Source organism: Streptomyces sp. H27-C3, from assembly GCF_030063415.1.
GTDB lineage: Bacteria > Actinomycetota > Actinomycetes > Streptomycetales > Streptomycetaceae > Streptomyces.
Window position 1 is genome coordinate 1 of record NZ_JASITA010000076.1, and the last position, 14,247, is coordinate 14,247.

Below are 14,247 nucleotides of genomic sequence, written 5' to 3' on the forward strand. Positions count from 1 at the left end.
ACGACCTGGAAGACCTCGGAGACCCCGCCCCGGACGGCCACCCGGCACAACGTGCTGCCCGCACCCGGAAAGATCACGAGAAGCCCAGCCGGAAACCCGATCAGAATTCACACGGTGGATCGAGGCTGAATGAGCCGTTGCTCATGAAGAACACCGATCAAGGAGGGCTGAACGGTGCCCGTTCTTGTGGCGGCGTCCATGCCGAGCCCAGAAGGGGACACGGGGGCGTGTTCAGTCAGCCCCTTGCCGGGCGGTCTCTCTTCGGTAGGTTGCTGACGATTGCCTCATAGGACTCGGCAGCTACCGCGAGGTGAACGACGAGATCAGCCGTAGTCTCGACGTCCCCTCGAAGGTCACCAGCACCGCATCAGCCTCTGTGCGTCGCGCCTTCGCTCACGAGATCCAGCGCGACCGGCTCAGGGGCGACGCCTCAGACCGGATCCTGGGCCTGGAGGTCGCCGTCAGCCGGCGTCCTCGTCGCGCGCCTGCTGTTCGGCGCTGGCGCGGGTGGCGGCCAGTCGGTAGGAGTCCGTGCCGGTCTCGATGATGTTGCCGCCGAACGTCAATCGGTCCACGATGGCCGCGCAGAGCCTTGGCTCCGTGAACGTTTTGGTCCAGCAGCCAGGCCGCGGGCGCCACGTACATCGCAGCGGCGGCCCGGCTGTTCGTCGCACGGGACGACCGGGTGCGCCCGCTCCTCGACGGCTCCGACCGGCGCGCACCTTCCGCGGACCCCGCGCGGGTACTGACCCACGCCGTCGGTGTGAACCGCACGTCGGCCTTTCTGCCGGATACCTCCGTGGCCGTGACCGGCGGTCGGCTGTGCGCGCAGGTGCACCCCGATCCGGCTCGCGCATGCCTGGATGGTGAAAAGGCCGAGGTGTCACCACACTTCGCCTCTTGGGAGGCTTCACCGGAGCCGGGCCGCGACGCGGTCGCGATGAGCTGGTCCAAGCCGGGCACCCCGGCCCGGGTGCGCCCGGCGAAGCCGATCTCCCTGGCAGGCGCCGAGGCGTTGGCGCTCCGGGTGATCGCGCCGCCCAACACCACCGGCACCGAGCTGGACGTCACGCTCGTAGACACCAAGGGCCGCCGGGCGACCCTTGGCCAGGCCCGCGTCGACGGACTGCCGGACAGCGCCCGCACCGCCTCCTACTGGGCGCGCGAAATCCGCGTACCGCTGTCAGCAGCGGTTCCGGCCAAGCTGGACCTGAAGCACGTAACGGCCCTGGAACTGACCCCGCGCACCGGCTCCGGGCGGGCCTGGCTGATGGACACATGGGGCTGGCGCCCCGGTACACCCGCGGTACGCGCGGCGGCACTGCCCCGCGTCGACATCGGCCGCCTGGCGGTCAAGGAAGGCAACGCCGGGGAGCGGACCTATCGCATGCCGGTCAATGTCTCCGGAAAGGGCAGCGGCCGGGTCCGGCTGTTCGTGCCCAAGCCGGGCACCGACGAGGTCACGTCCCGGGTGGTGACGGTACGCCCCGGCAGCAGTGCCATCGACATCCCCGTCACGGTCAAGGGCAATACCCGCTACGACTACGACATCTCGCACGACGCGTTCGTCAAGGCGGTACGCGGCGTGGCGGTCGGCTCCCACCGCGGCGGGGTGACGGCGCTGAACGACGATCCGATGCCCAAGGTCAGCGTGACGCCCGTCAAGGACCGGGTCACCGAGGGTCCGCAGCTGACCTGGCGGATGTCACTCGCGCAGGCCGCCGACGCGGACGTCATGGCCGAGGTCGCCTTCCAACCGCTCACCAACGGAGTGGAGTTGTCCACGATGGACGTCGACCCGCGCTGGCTGGAGGAGACCTTCGGTGAGTCGCCCAGCCCGGCCCGACCGCTGTCCAGGATGACAGAAGGCGCGGCTTTGTACGTCTCCGTACCCCCGGGGACGCTGAGCGCCGAAATGAGCGTGCCCACCGTTGCTGACGGGATCAGCGAGCCGGAGGAGTCGCTGAAGCTTCAGGTGACCATCTACGACCAGGCCGGGGAACCGCAACCGGGCCCGGCGCTGACCGGCACGGTGCGGGACGGCTCGTAGCGGATACCCGACACGGTGAAGAGCCGGACCCGGTCTCACTGGGTCCGGCTCCTCACCGTCCATCGATCTCCGCGGAGCGCACGCGCATCAGGGTGGCCACTTCACTGGGCGCTCGCGGTGGGGCGGACGACGATTTCGTTCACGTCGACCTGCGAGGGCTGGGATATGGCGTAGGCGATGGCCTCCGCGATGGCGGAGGCGGGCAGTGCTACGGCGCGGTAGCTCTTCATCGCCTCTCTGGCTCGCGGGTCGGAGATGTGGTCGGCGAGTTCGGACTCGGTCACGCCCGGAGAAACGAGGGTGACCCGGATGTCCCCGGCGGACTCCTGGCGCAGTCCTTCGGAGATCGCGCGGACGGCGAACTTGGTGGCGCAGTGGACGGCGGCGGTGGGCGAGACCTCGTACGCGCCGACGGCGGTGCCACCCTCCCCGGTGATTTCTTCGACCAGCCGCTCCAGCCGGAGCCCCTGGCAGGTGTGATGCCCGGTGCGGCTGCTCACAGCACGGAGTGATCGTTTCCCTACCAGGCTTCCGTTCGCCGGCGGCGGTGACCTACCTGGTAGCGGTGACCCCGTGCCGTGACCTACCGCGGTGACCGAAACGGCAGGTGGAGGGATGTCAGTAGGCGCCGTTGACGTTGTCGATCGAGCCGTATTTGTCCGCGGCGTAGTTGCACGCGGCGGTGATGTTGGCGACCGGGTCGTAGCTGTCTGTCGATGTGCCGGGCACGTGGTAGGCGAGGAACGTTGGGTCGATGACTTGAAGGAGCCCCTTGGACGGCGTTCCGGACGCGGCGTTGGAGTCCCAGTTGTTGATGGCCAAGGGGTTCCCCGCGGACTCGCGGATGATGTTGCGGCGGATGCCTTCGTAGGTGCCGGGGATGCCGCGCTGGCTCATCACATCGAGCGACTCCCTGATCCAGCCGTCAAGGTCGTTCGAGTAGGTCGCGGCCTTCGCTGTTTCGGGGGCGGCACTGGTGGTGGACGGAGCAGTCCGCCGCTCCGATCGGTCGGCCCGGCCGGTTGGAGCGGCAGTCCGGGCCTTTTTGCCGATGGTCAACTTGAGGCCGGGGTGAATCAGCGACGGGTCTTCGCCCACGGTCTTGCGGTTGTCCTGGTGCAGCTTCTTCCAGCCGCCCGGCAGGGAGAGCTCCTGGGCGATCCCGGAGAGAGAGTCCCCCGCGGCCACGGAATAGATCGTGGTCGTGGGGGCGGCCCGGTACGCCCGGACCGGTGCTGTGGTCGGGGCCGCAGCTTTCTCGGTATGGAGGGACTGTGCAGGTACCGCACCTGCGGCGGGCGCACCGATCACCGGCACGACCAGGGCCGCGCCACCGGCGCCCGCGGCGACGAGAGCGCGATGGAGCGAAGTGGACCGGGGGCGACGGTGTCTACCCTTTGTACGCATGGCGAATTCCTCTGTGTGGCTCACGAGATGAGGTGTCAGGTCCGGTCCGGAGACGCCTGGCCGCATTTCATTGCGGCCTGGTTCAGGGATTTCCGGATCGACGGCAGATCCGGGTCCGATCCTGCCGGGCGTGTACGGAAGAGAGAGCTGTCCGCCGACGACAGGATTTGGCGTTCCATTCGGATTGCGGTGACCGTAGGTGAAGCAGGCCGGACAAAGCAAGACCTGAATTCGGCAGCGCATTGCGCAGGACGGGCTCGTCGGGTAAATGACCTTTGTTGCTTCCGAAGGGGAAGGCTCAACTGTCGTTCGGCAAAGCGGGATCGGGCGCGACGACGGAACTCGCGCATCTCCGCGGATGTGAGCCACTTCACGGGGGGTGATGTGCGGGTGTACGGCGGCGCGCAAGCACACTAATGGGCTCAACTTCCCCTATTTGAGCCTTCGGCGCCAAAAGGGCAGAATCCATTGGATGCGCCTATTTCGGGCGTCATTTTCGTGGCTGAGTGCGATTCGCCGAGCGCCGCGCGAGCGGGAACGGTGGATGGGCCGCAGTACCGTGGCGCCGACGCCGAACCGGCCTACCGTGCGGCTTGGTAGGACCTCGCGACTCCGGGGAAGATCGGTCGCAGCCTCCGCGCAGTGGCGGAACAGGTGCCTCCAGTCGGCCGAGGGTGAGCGTCGGCGAACAGCCGAGGTTGACTAACCCTCGGTTCTCGCATATTGGTGCGGCATCAGTCCCTTGATACGCAGGTTTCGTCGTTCTGCTCGCCGGCCCGATGCGGCCACCTTCGTGCAGCGCCAATGCACGACCATGCGGGAAATCGCTATTCGATATTACGGAGTTTCGCGAGGGGCTCGGAGTAACTCCACTCGGCCGCTCCATCGTGTGAGGATGTTTCAGCCCTGGGTCCAGGCCGGGCGAGTTGACCCGCCTCGCGGAGCGCATCAAAGCATGCTTGGCGCATTGGATTCGCCGGACGCCGCTTCGGGAAGCGCGGCCGTGGACTCCAGGTTCGTCGGAACCCCCTACGCCGACGGCGCTGTGGTGATCTGCTTCTCGAACCAGTGGTGGGCGTACGGTTCGTCATTGAAGGCCGCGACCTCGTGGAAACCGTAGGAGTGGTAAAGGCCGATCGCGGTGCTGAGAGTCGTGTTGGTGTCCAGGCGCAGTACGCCGAAGCCGTGCCTGGCTGCCCGGGCCTCCAACTCGGCCAAGAACCGCCGACCGAGGCCGAGGCCCCGGGTGTGGGGCGCGACCCACATGCGCTTGATCTCGGCCGGAGCGCCGGGCGGTAGCTTCAGACCGGCGCAGCCGACGCACTCGCCGTGCAGCCGGGCAACAAGGAACAGCCCGTGCGGCGGCCGGAGTTCGCCTGCGTCGGGCAGCAGGCTCCGCGCGGGGTCGAAGCCGGCCTCGAAGCGTTCGTGCAGCTCGTGGAAGTAGGAACGCAAGCAGTACTGGGCGTCGGGGTGATCCGGGTCGACGACGTGCAGCGTGACCGTCGAGGCGGTCAGGAGCTGGTCGACCTCGGCCATGGCGGCGACCAGCCGGGCGCGCTGGGCGGTGTTGAGCAGCTCCAGCAGGGAACTTGCCAGCTCGTCGCTGCGGCCGTCCAGCGCGGCGCGCTCCGCGCGGCCCGCGTAGGTGAGCCGGACGGTGCGCACCCGTCTGTCCCTGGGCTGCGGCTCCACTGTCACCAGGCCGTCGGCCTCCAGGGAACGCAGCAGCCGGCTGACGTAGCCGGAGTCGAGCCCGAGGCGCTCGCGCAGCCGCCGTACGTCCTGGCCCTGCTCGTCGATCTCCCAGAGCAGCCGGGCCTCACCGATGGGCCGGTCGAGGCCCAGGTAGTGGTCGTGGAGCACGCCCACGCGTTCGGTGACGGTGCGGTTGAACCGCCGCACCTGTTCTGTCCGCGCCGCATCCATTCTCTGACTCTAGTCAGGGAATCGCCTGCGTCACCAGAGGCATTGCGCGGTCCTCCGCGCCGTCTTGCCCTGGCGCTGGCGCCGACGACGGCTTGGGCTGGAGCTTGAGCAAGCCCCTGGTCCGGCACGCAGACGTCGGTGCGGTCAATATCGGCGGCCCGCACTTTCACTACCGCAACAACATCACCTACGTCGTCTACAACTCCAACATCGAGAACGGCGGCGACAACCTCCAGAAGCGCGCTGCCCAGTTCGGTGTCGCTGACCGAGCCGGAGGTATCGATGACCACAGAGCCCCGCGGTGGCCGGCTCCGAGGTTCAGCGAACGGTCGTACGACGCGAGTGCGAGCGGCGGCCACGGCGGCGGTGGCAGTCCGGGCGGACGCTGCCGGGCCCGGGCCCGGGCCCGATCAGCCCCGACCTGTACAGCCCGTAGATGATGCCCTGCTCTGCGGTCGCCGTCAGTTCGTCGCGCAGAGCGCCGGTGCGCAGCAGTGCTTCGGGGCCCAACAGGCCCTCGACGACGGCCAGTGCACCGGCGGTGTCGCCATGGCCAGGCGTTCGCGGACGCCGGTGAGGCAGTCCGGATGGCGGTGCGCTTCGTCGATGGCCCGCAGGCATGGAAGTGGCGTGCCGGTCAGGGCGGCCAGCAGTTCCTCCCGCCGAATCTCGGCGGGGTCGTGGCCCAGCGGGGCGAGTACCCCCTCGACCAGGCCGATCCGGTGCTGAGGCCGCCGGCACTCCACCAGGCGTGGCCGGCTTGCCCCGTCCGGAGTCCGGGACGCGCCTGTCGGCGCATGGTCCGGTACCAGTGCGGAGGCCACGAGCGGGTGCAGTTGACCGGCCTCGATCGCATCGGTGCGGAGCAGTTCCAGGTCGGGCAGCACGCAGGTCGCCACGTCGGGCAGGACCGGCAGTGCGCAGGCGCCGTCATCGGTGAGTCGAACATCGTCAAGTATGCGGGACGCTCCCCTCCGACGCCCGCGCAGAAAGGCTGGGAGGAGATCGCCGATCACGCTCTGGCCTGGGCCCTCGACCACACCTGACCGACAGCTGACCGACCGACCGCGTGCCCGGCCGACCGGGCACCGCTGCGACATCGGGGCGAAGGTGACGGAGGGCCTGGACGAAGTGTTCGCCTCCTCTGGGGACGGTGAACGCGCGGCGCCGGGCCGTCGGCGGGCCGGATCTCCACCGGTCGCGGTCACCCACGCGGCCGAACGGCACGCCGATCCCGCCGCCCGGCCTGCCGCCCCGGCGTCACGTGGGCCGAAGACCCTTACGGACCTGTGACGTCGCCGCGCGTAAGACCGTCGAGCAGGGTGCGGGACCGTAGCGTCGATGGCATGCGCGTACTTGTCACAGGAGGCGCGGGCTTCATTGGCTCGCACATTGTCACCGCCCTGACCTCGGGCGGCCATGAACCGGTCGTGCTGGACCTGCGGCGGGCGGACGCGGAAGGAGGAGCACAGGACGTACGTGATGGGGCCGTGGTGGAGCGGGCGCTGCGCGGTGTGGACGCCGTCTGCCACCAGGCCGCGATGGTCGGCCTGGGCCAGGACTTCGCCGACGCACCCGACTACGTCGACCACAACGCTGTGGGCACCGCCGTGCTGTTGGCCGCGATGGCGCGGGCCGGCGTGCTTGAGCTTGTGCTCGCCGGGTCGATGGTGGTGTACGGCGAGGGGCGCTATGACTGCCCGCGTCACGGCACGGTCGCGCCGGGGCCACGTGCGGTCCGCGACCTCGAAGCGGGCCGGTTCGAGCCCGGTTGCCCGTACTGCGGTGCGGAGCTGACGCCCGGCCTGGTGGGTGAGGAAGCGCCGTGCGATCCGCGCAATGTGTACGCCACGACAAAGCTGGCGCAGGAGCACCTGGCCGCTTCCTGGGCGCGGGCCACTGGTGGGCGGGCGGTGTCGCTGCGCTATCACAACGTGTATGGGCCCGGGATGCCGCGGGACACCCCGTACGCGGGGGTGGCGTCCTTCTTCCGGTCGGCACTGGCCCGGGGTGAGGCACCGCGCGTCTTCGAGGACGGGCGGCAGCGGCGGGACTTCGTTCATGTGCGGGACGTGGCCGCCGCCAACAGGGCCGCCCTGGAGGCGGTGGGTGGCCATGAGCCGGGGGCGTTGCGCGCGTACAACACGGGCAGCGGCGTGCCGCACACCGTCGGTGAGATGGCTGGGGCGCTGGCGTCTGCGCACGGCGGGCCCGCGCCGGTGGTGACCGGGGAATTCCGGCTCGGCGATGTACGGCACATCACGGCGGACTCCGCGCGGCTGCGGGCGGAGCTGGGGTGGACACCGGCGGTGTCCTTCGACGAGGGCATGACCGAGTTCGCGGGTGCGGCTCGGGCAGGCGCGGCGATCGCGGGTGCGGCGTGAGTGGGCGTGGCGCGCGTGGGCCGGCCGTGGACGTTGTCCTGCCCTGTCTGGACGAGGCCGAGGCGCTGCCCTGGGTGCTGGAGCGCATCCCCGCAGGCTGGCGGGCGATCGTCGTGGACAACGGTTCGAGTGACGGCTCCGCGGACATCGCCCGCAGGCTCGGTGCCACTGTCGTGCACGAGGAACGGCGCGGGTTCGGCGCGGCCTGCCATGCGGGGCTCCTGGCGGCGGAGGCTGAGTTCGTCTGCTTCTGCGACTGCGATGCCTCACTGGACCCCGGGCTGCTGCCGGATTTGGTGCGACAAGTGGCCGAGGGTGAAACCGACTTGATGCTGGGCAGGCGGCGGCCGCAGAGCCGCGGCGCCTGGCCGCTCCATGCGCGCGCCGGCAATATCGCGCTGGCCGGGATGCTGCGCCGCCGCACCGGGCTGCGGCTGCACGACCTGGGCCCGATGCGGGCGGCGCGTCGAGAGGCGCTGCTGGGGCTGGGGCTGACCGACCGGCGCAGCGGCTATCCGCTCCAGATGGTGGTGCGCGCGGCGGACGCGGGCTGGCGGGTGCGCGAGACCGATGTGCCGTATCTGCCCAGGTCCGGCAAGTCGAAGGTGACCGGCACCTGGCGGGGCACATGGCACGCGGTGCACGACATGCGACGCGTGCTCGCGGACGGCACAGGCCCGGGGACGGATGCGCGCGGCGCGCGTGCCGGAACCGGGACAGCCTCCGGCGCAACCACCACCTCAAGCGCGGACAACGGCACACGTACGGCCGGTGGTGGCCGGTGACCACGCTGCTCGTCATCGCGAAAGAGCCCGTGCCCGGGCGGGTCAAGACCCGGCTGAGCCCGCCCTACAGCCCGGTCGAAGCCGCCCGGCTCGCCGCCGCCTCGCTGGCCGACACACTGTCCGCGGTCCTCGCAGCCCCGGTGCGTCGGCGGGTGCTGGTGCTCGACGGCGTGCCGGGAGCGTGGGTGCCGCGTGGCATCGAGGTGGTGGCGCAGTGTGCGGGTGGCCTCGACGAGCGGCTCGCCGCGGCCTTCGGGCTGTGCACGGGCCCGGCTCTGCTGGTCGGGATGGACACCCCGCAGCTCTCGCCCGCACTGCTGGCGCCCGCACTGGCGCCGGACGCCTGGGACGGCTGCGACGCCTGGTTCGGGCCCGCTGTCGACGGGGGATTTTGGGCGCTGGGGCTCGCGGCGCCGGACCCCGCACTGCTGCGCGGGGTGCCCATGTCCGTACCGGAGACCGGGGAAGTGCAGCGCGCACGGCTGACCTGCGCGGGGCTGGCGGTGCGGGATCTCCCGCTGTTGCGGGACGTGGACACGGCGTACGACGCGGAAGTGGTCGCGGCTGAGGCGCCGGGCAGCCGGTTCGCGGCGACGATGGCCGCGCTGTCCGGGATGGGTGCCCGGTGACGGCCCTGTCCACGGCGACGGCCTGGCGGGCCGACCCGTACACGGACGCACTGCGCACCGGACGGGGTCCGCTGTTCCTGCGCCGCCAGGACGGCTGGCTGCTGCCGCTTGAGGTGGAGCGCTGGTGCGCCGGGCCCGACAGCGCCGACCTGACGGTGCTGACGCGGTGCCGGGGCGCGGTGCTGGACATCGGCTGCGGCCCCGGACGGCTGGTCGCGGGACTCGCGGCGCTCGGGCATCAGGCGCTGGGCGTCGATGTGAGCCCGGCCGCGGTGGCCCGTACGACCCGGTCGGGCGGCAGCGCGGTGTGCGGTTCGGTCTTCGACTCCCTTCCCGACGAAGGCTGTTGGGCCACAGCGCTGCTCGTCGACGGCAACATCGGCATCGGCGGCGATCCGCGCGCCCTGCTGAGGCGGGTGGCGCGGATCGTCGCCCCCCAGGGGGTGCTGATCGTGGAGAGCGCCCCGGCCGGCGTCGACACCGAGCTCGACGAGCGGGTGCAGGTGCGCGTCGATGACGGCAGGGGAGCGCTCGGCGCGCCCTTCCCATGGGCCCGGGTAGGCGCAGCAGCTCTGTTGCGGCATGCCGCAACCACCGGCTGGTCTGTGGCGGACGAGTGGACGGCGGACGGGAGGGTCTTCGTCGCGCTCGCGCGGCGGCGACCGTAGCGGCGGGTCAGGCCCGGCCGGGGAGCACCGCCGTGCCGCCGAGCTGGGCGATGGCCGCCAGCACATCGAAGTAAACCCGTTCGGAGACCACCTGCCCCTCCCGCACCACGTACTGGACGACTCCGCGCTGGCGTACCCGGCGCCCCGTGGGCGCGAGCACCTGCCCGTCGGCCAGGGGGAGGGGGCCGTCGTGGGTGGCCGTCCCGACATACTCGACGGCCACTTGGTCACCGTTCTCGATGATCAGGTCGGCGCGCAGCTCGGCGTCCGAGTAGCTCTGCCATTCCAAAGGGAACTGCCTGCCCACGGCCTCGCGCCCTTCACGGCGCCCTGAGGGCAGGACAGCGACGACGTCCCGTGCGTAGAGCCCGAGCAGTCGGTCGAGGTCGCCCTTGCGTTACAGGTCCATGTCTTGCTCGACGATGTCCCGTGCTCTACCCATGTTCGTTCTCCTCGCGGAAGCGAGCGGCCCCCGTGGCACACCGCTCGGTCTACCACCGCTCCGCAGAACCGGGAACCCCCTGCCGCCCAGGGCGGCTGCCGCGGCGCCGCAGTCGGCGCACGAGCAGGAGCCCCACCGTCACCACCGCCACCGTGGTGAGTGTGAGCAGCCAGTTGCGTACGTAATCCAGCGGGAGCGCCGAGGGGTTGGCCGGCGCGCCCGGCCGCAGCAGGAGCGGCAGCGCGATCACCGTCAGACTGCCGGCCACGATCAGCGCGCCGCGCAGCACGCCGCGTGCACGGGCGCCCACCAGGAACAGGCCCACGGCCAGCACGAGGGGCGCGATCACCCCGTCGTGCAGGGCGATCGCCCCGGCGAGCCACAGCAGCACCTCCCACGGGTCGCGGACGCGCTCGCCCGCCAGCAGCAGCCACGCGCCTGCTCCCATCAGGACCACACCCAGAGCACCCAGGGCAAGACGCATCAGCTGACCTCCAGTCGCGCGACCCACTTGGTCTGGAGCACACCGGGCCGGTTCGGGGCGATGATCCGGGCCGGGAATCCATGGTCCGGCGCGAGGACTTCGCCGTTGAGACGCAGCGCGAGGAGTGTCAGCGGATCGTGGGCGTACCCGCGCCCCATGTCCATGACCCGGTACGCTCCCCGGCGCTCCAGCGACACGACGCGCACCCCGGCGCCCGGCCGTGCGCCCGCGAGGTCCAAGAGATCCTTGACGCGTACGCCGGTCCAGTGCGCGGATTTGCTCCAGCCCTCTACGCAGGCGATCGGCAGGGTCACCTCGCGCTGAGGCAGTGCCCGGAGTTCGTCGAGGGTCAGCTCGTACGGGCGGGGGCCCGCCACCGTCAGCCGCCAGTTCTGGACATCGGCTTGGGTCACCCGGGCAGCCGCCGCCGTACGGTTGACCGGCAGCCCTTGGGGTCCGTAGTCGGGATGCCGGGGCGCGAGCAGGTCGAGCCGCTTGAGCGGGGTGAAGGACTGCCCCACCGTGGTCAGCGTGACCGCTGAGACCGCCGCCCCCACTCCGAGCATCAGCGCCCGCCGGTCCACCGCATCCTCTGCGGGCAGGGTGAGGCTGCCCGAAGAACGCGCCCGCCAATGCGCCGCGATAACGGGCGTCTTCACCGCGAGGTGCAGCAGCAGCGCACCGATCAGCACCCAGGCCACGGCATAGTGCACCGGCACGAAGGAGAACGGCCACGGGTACCACTGCACGATGTTGAGCAGCCCGGTGAAGAGCTGGAAGACGGCGGCGGCGACCAGGACGGCGACGGACAGCCGCTCCAGGGCGTGCACCGCCGAGCGCACCGGCGGCCACACGAACAGCCTCGGGTACACGGCCCACAGCTTGGCCAGCAGCAGCGGAATCGCCGCGATGCCACTCGCGACGTGAAGTCCCTGGGTCAGCCGGTACCCCCACGCCGGCCGGCTCGGAAGCGAACCCGCGAGCCAGTCGGGCGGATGCTGCAGGTAGTGGCTGGTCACTCCGGTCACGAAACAGACCGCGATCGCCGGTCCCAGCCACCGGCCGAGCGAAATCGCCGTACGGGCATCATGCAGCTTCATGCGCCTATGACACCCCCCGGCCGGCCCCGAACGGGTGGTAGGACACCTTACGAAACGCGGACGTCAGGGGCGTGGCGAACCCGGAGCGGGGCCCCGGCTGCGACGCTGAGCCACGTGATCAACGTACGAACCGCACTCACCGCAGTCCTGCTCGCCGCCCTGACCGCCGTGCTCATCGGCACGGTCCGCAAGGACGGATATTTCACCGACCCGGCAGGGCTGTCCTGGTGGTACGCGGCGGCGTGGCTGCTCTTCGGGGCCGCGGCCTGGTCGGTGCGCAAGGTACCGGTGCGCCGCGCGGTGCTGCTGATCCTGGCGGGTGGTGTCGCGGTGGCGGCGACCGGCCTGGCCGCGCCGCCGCGCACCAGCACGGACTCCTACCGCTATGCCTGGGACGGCCGGGTGCAGGCGGCGGGTATCTCTCCGTACGACCACGCGCCCGCCGACACCGCGCTCGCCGAGCTGCGCGACCCCTGGCTTTTTCCGTCCGGTGCCGCCTGCAGGGGGCCCGACCGGGCCCGCATCGCCACGGAAGGGGGCGGAAGGCACTGCACGCGCCTGAACCGACCCAAGGCGCACACCATCTACCCGCCCGTCTCCCAGGGCTACTTTCTGCTGGTCCACGAGCTCTCCCCGCAAGGCACCCGTCACAAGCCCTTGCAGGTGGGCGGCGCCCTGCTGGCGATGGGTGTCAGCGGCGCACTGCTGCTGGTCCTGCGCCGCCGCGGCGATGACCTTCGCGGGGCCGCGTACTGGGCCTGGTGCCCGGCTGTTCCCGTCGAAGCGGTCAACAACGCCCATGCCGACGTGCTCGGAGCGCTGTTGGCCGTCGCCGGGCTGGGCGTGGTGGTGGCCCACCGGGCGGCGGGCGGCGCGCTGCTGGGCGCGGCGATCGCGGTCAAGTTGCTGCCCGCCGTGGTGTTGCCCGGTGCGCTGTCGGGAGCGCTGGGCCGCCCGGTCCGGCTGCGTGCCGCCGCGGCCGTGTTGCTGCCGGCCGCAGCGGTCCTCGCGCTCTCCTACCTGCCATACGTCCTCGCGTCCCAGCAGTCGGTGTTCGGCTACCTCGGCGACTACGTCGCGGAGGAGGGCTACGACGACGCGGCGGCCGAGAACCGCTACGCAGTGCTGCGCCTGCTGTTGCCCGACGCGTGGGCGCTGCCCGTGGTGTGTGTGGTCATGGCCCTCACCGTCTGGCATGTGCTGCGCCGCGGCGATCCCCGGCGTCCGTGGTGTGGTGCCCTGCTGGTGACCGGCGCAGCCTTCCTGCTCATGACGCCGGGCTACTCCTGGTACGCACTGCTTCTGGTCGCCCTGGTTGCCCTGGACGGCCGCTGGGAGTGGCTCGGGGTCGCCGTGGCCGGCCAGGCGGCCTACGTCACTTCACGGGCGTTCGACGACCCGCACGCCGTGAGCGCGACGGTCGCGGTCGCCTACGGGGTCGCCGCAGCCGTCACGCTGGGCGGGTGGGCCGCGCGCAGGGGCGCAGACCGGCGAACCTGCGCCGGGTGAAACGCGGGGCCGTGTCCCGGCCTGCCCGGCTGTCTGCGTGCCGGTGTGGGCTGTGCCGCGTAAGGATTGCCACGGGGCTGTGGAACTCAGTTGGCGAGTCGGTCCGTCAGGAACCGGTGCAGGATGATCGGCTCTCGGCCGAGCATCTCCTCGAGGGTGGGATCGACGGCGGCGAACTCGCCTTGGCGGCTTGCGGCGAAGAGGCCGAGCAGCAGGTCCGCCTGGGCCTCGGCGACGTCGGCGTGGGCGACGAGGCTGGTCTTCCACTCCTCATCGGAGACGTGCTTGATCTCCCGGCCGGCGATCTCGGAGGCGATCTTCGTCACGGCGGTGAGGTCGAGGGCCTGGGAGGCGGTCAGTGGCGGGTTGGGGCCGTCGAAGCGGCCCTCGTCGGCCATAACGATGGCGGCAGCTTCGGCCAGATCGGTGTGCGTGGTCCAGGAGACCGGTCCGTCCTGGGGCGTGTACAGCTTGCCCGTCTCCAGGGCTTGTCCGATCAGTTGCAGCGTCGTAGTGGCGTAGAAGCCGTTGCGCAGCGAGGTGAAGGGCATCCCGGACGCGCGCAGCAGGTCCTCGGTGGCCGCGTGGTCGGGCATGGGCAGGAACGGGGAGGCCGGATTCATCCCCATGTGGCTGGTGTAGAGCAGGCGCCGGGCGCCTGCCGCGGCGCTGGAACTCGGCGGTGTGGCGGCCGATGGCGGACCATGCGTGGCCGATACGCAGCCGGGTGCGGCCGGTGGTGGCCTGGCGGACCAGTTCGTCGGTCTCGGCGAGCAGGTGGGCGCGGGCGCGGGCGCGGACCTCTACACCGGCGGTGCTGGGGGTGAGGGTGCGGCTGGTGCGGTGCCGCAGCCGCACCC

11 protein-coding genes and 5 pseudogenes are annotated in these 14,247 nt (G+C 71.0%); 6 read left to right on the forward strand and 10 right to left on the reverse strand.

The window, feature by feature from the left end; genetic code table 11:
• Nucleotides 1-461 precede the first annotated feature (461 nt).
• A pseudogene (locus tag QMK30_RS37015) lies at nt 462-617 on the reverse strand (ATP-binding protein); the annotation flags it as partial.
• Between the two features lie 68 nt (nt 618-685).
• On the opposite strand from QMK30_RS37015, the gene QMK30_RS37020 reads away from it, so the two are divergent.
• Complete coding sequence (locus tag QMK30_RS37020) at nt 686-2,050, forward strand: hypothetical protein (RefSeq protein ID WP_349362163.1); 1,365 nt, start codon at nt 686-688, stop codon at nt 2,048-2,050.
• A gap of 101 nt (nt 2,051-2,151) precedes the next feature.
• On the opposite strand, the pseudogene QMK30_RS37025 reads toward QMK30_RS37020, so the two are convergent.
• The 4 genes and pseudogenes from QMK30_RS37025 to QMK30_RS37040 all read right to left on the reverse strand — a co-directional run.
• Nucleotides 2,152-2,466 (reverse strand): annotated as a pseudogene (locus tag QMK30_RS37025) (SDR family oxidoreductase); the annotation flags it as partial.
• Nucleotides 2,467-2,668: 202 nt separating this feature from the next.
• Nucleotides 2,669-3,457 carry a transglycosylase SLT domain-containing protein gene (locus tag QMK30_RS37030; RefSeq protein ID WP_283522740.1) on the reverse strand — a complete coding sequence of 263 codons (789 nt, stop codon included), beginning with the start codon at nt 3,455-3,457 and terminating at the stop codon, nt 2,669-2,671.
• 1,029 nt (nt 3,458-4,486) lie between these two features.
• Nucleotides 4,487-5,386 carry a bifunctional helix-turn-helix transcriptional regulator/GNAT family N-acetyltransferase gene (locus QMK30_RS37035; RefSeq protein WP_283522741.1) on the reverse strand — a complete coding sequence of 300 codons (900 nt, stop codon included), beginning with the start codon at nt 5,384-5,386 and terminating at the stop codon, nt 4,487-4,489.
• Nucleotides 5,387-5,704: 318 nt separating this feature from the next.
• Nucleotides 5,705-6,318, reverse strand: a pseudogene (locus QMK30_RS37040) (hypothetical protein); the annotation flags it as partial.
• Between the two features lie 414 nt (nt 6,319-6,732).
• Here QMK30_RS37040 and QMK30_RS37045 point away from each other — a divergent pair.
• From QMK30_RS37045 to QMK30_RS37060, 4 genes are read left to right on the forward strand one after another with little or no spacing between them, the layout of a single operon-like run.
• Nucleotides 6,733-7,770, forward strand: a complete 1,038-nt coding sequence (locus QMK30_RS37045) for an NAD-dependent epimerase/dehydratase family protein (RefSeq protein ID WP_283522742.1) — start codon at nt 6,733-6,735, stop codon at nt 7,768-7,770.
• A 26-nt stretch (nt 7,771-7,796) separates the two neighbouring features.
• Nucleotides 7,797-8,555: a glycosyltransferase family 2 protein gene (locus QMK30_RS37050; RefSeq protein ID WP_283522743.1), complete on the forward strand. Its 759-nt coding sequence runs from the start codon at nt 7,797-7,799 to the stop codon at nt 8,553-8,555.
• Nucleotides 8,552-9,184 (forward strand): TIGR04282 family arsenosugar biosynthesis glycosyltransferase, encoded by a 633-nt coding sequence (locus QMK30_RS37055; protein WP_283522744.1) that lies wholly within the window; start codon nt 8,552-8,554, stop codon nt 9,182-9,184. Before QMK30_RS37050 ends, QMK30_RS37055 begins: the two co-directional genes overlap by 4 nt.
• A gap of 5 nt (nt 9,185-9,189) precedes the next feature.
• Nucleotides 9,190-9,852: a class I SAM-dependent methyltransferase gene (locus QMK30_RS37060; protein WP_283522748.1), complete on the forward strand. Its 663-nt coding sequence runs from the start codon at nt 9,190-9,192 to the stop codon at nt 9,850-9,852.
• A 7-nt stretch (nt 9,853-9,859) separates the two neighbouring features.
• On the opposite strand, the pseudogene QMK30_RS37065 reads toward QMK30_RS37060, so the two are convergent.
• From QMK30_RS37065 to QMK30_RS37075, 3 genes and pseudogenes are all read right to left on the reverse strand, one after another.
• Nucleotides 9,860-10,234: pseudogene (locus tag QMK30_RS37065) on the reverse strand (ester cyclase); the annotation flags it as partial.
• Nucleotides 10,235-10,343: 109 nt separating this feature from the next.
• Entirely contained in the window at nt 10,344-10,778 is a 435-nt protein-coding gene (locus tag QMK30_RS37070) for a hypothetical protein (RefSeq protein ID WP_283522745.1), read from the reverse strand.
• Nucleotides 10,778-11,878 (reverse strand): molybdopterin-dependent oxidoreductase, encoded by a 1,101-nt coding sequence (locus QMK30_RS37075; protein WP_283522746.1) that lies wholly within the window; start codon nt 11,876-11,878, stop codon nt 10,778-10,780. The genes QMK30_RS37070 and QMK30_RS37075 overlap by 1 nt, the downstream gene beginning before the upstream one ends.
• A gap of 105 nt (nt 11,879-11,983) precedes the next feature.
• Between QMK30_RS37075 and QMK30_RS37080 the strand changes: the two genes are divergently transcribed.
• The gene (locus tag QMK30_RS37080; protein WP_283522749.1) at nt 11,984-13,387 is read left to right on the forward strand and encodes a glycosyltransferase 87 family protein; all 1,404 of its coding nucleotides are present in this window, start codon (nt 11,984-11,986) and stop codon (nt 13,385-13,387) included.
• A gap of 86 nt (nt 13,388-13,473) precedes the next feature.
• On the opposite strand, the gene QMK30_RS37085 is transcribed toward QMK30_RS37080, so the two are convergent.
• Both QMK30_RS37085 and QMK30_RS37090 read right to left on the reverse strand, forming a co-directional pair.
• On the reverse strand, nt 13,474-14,016 hold the full coding sequence (locus QMK30_RS37085) for a Rossmann-fold NAD(P)-binding domain-containing protein (RefSeq protein WP_283522747.1): 543 nt from the start codon (nt 14,014-14,016) through the stop codon (nt 13,474-13,476).
• Nucleotides 14,017-14,023: 7 nt separating this feature from the next.
• Nucleotides 14,024-14,247 (reverse strand): annotated as a pseudogene (locus QMK30_RS37090) (LysR family transcriptional regulator); the annotation flags it as partial.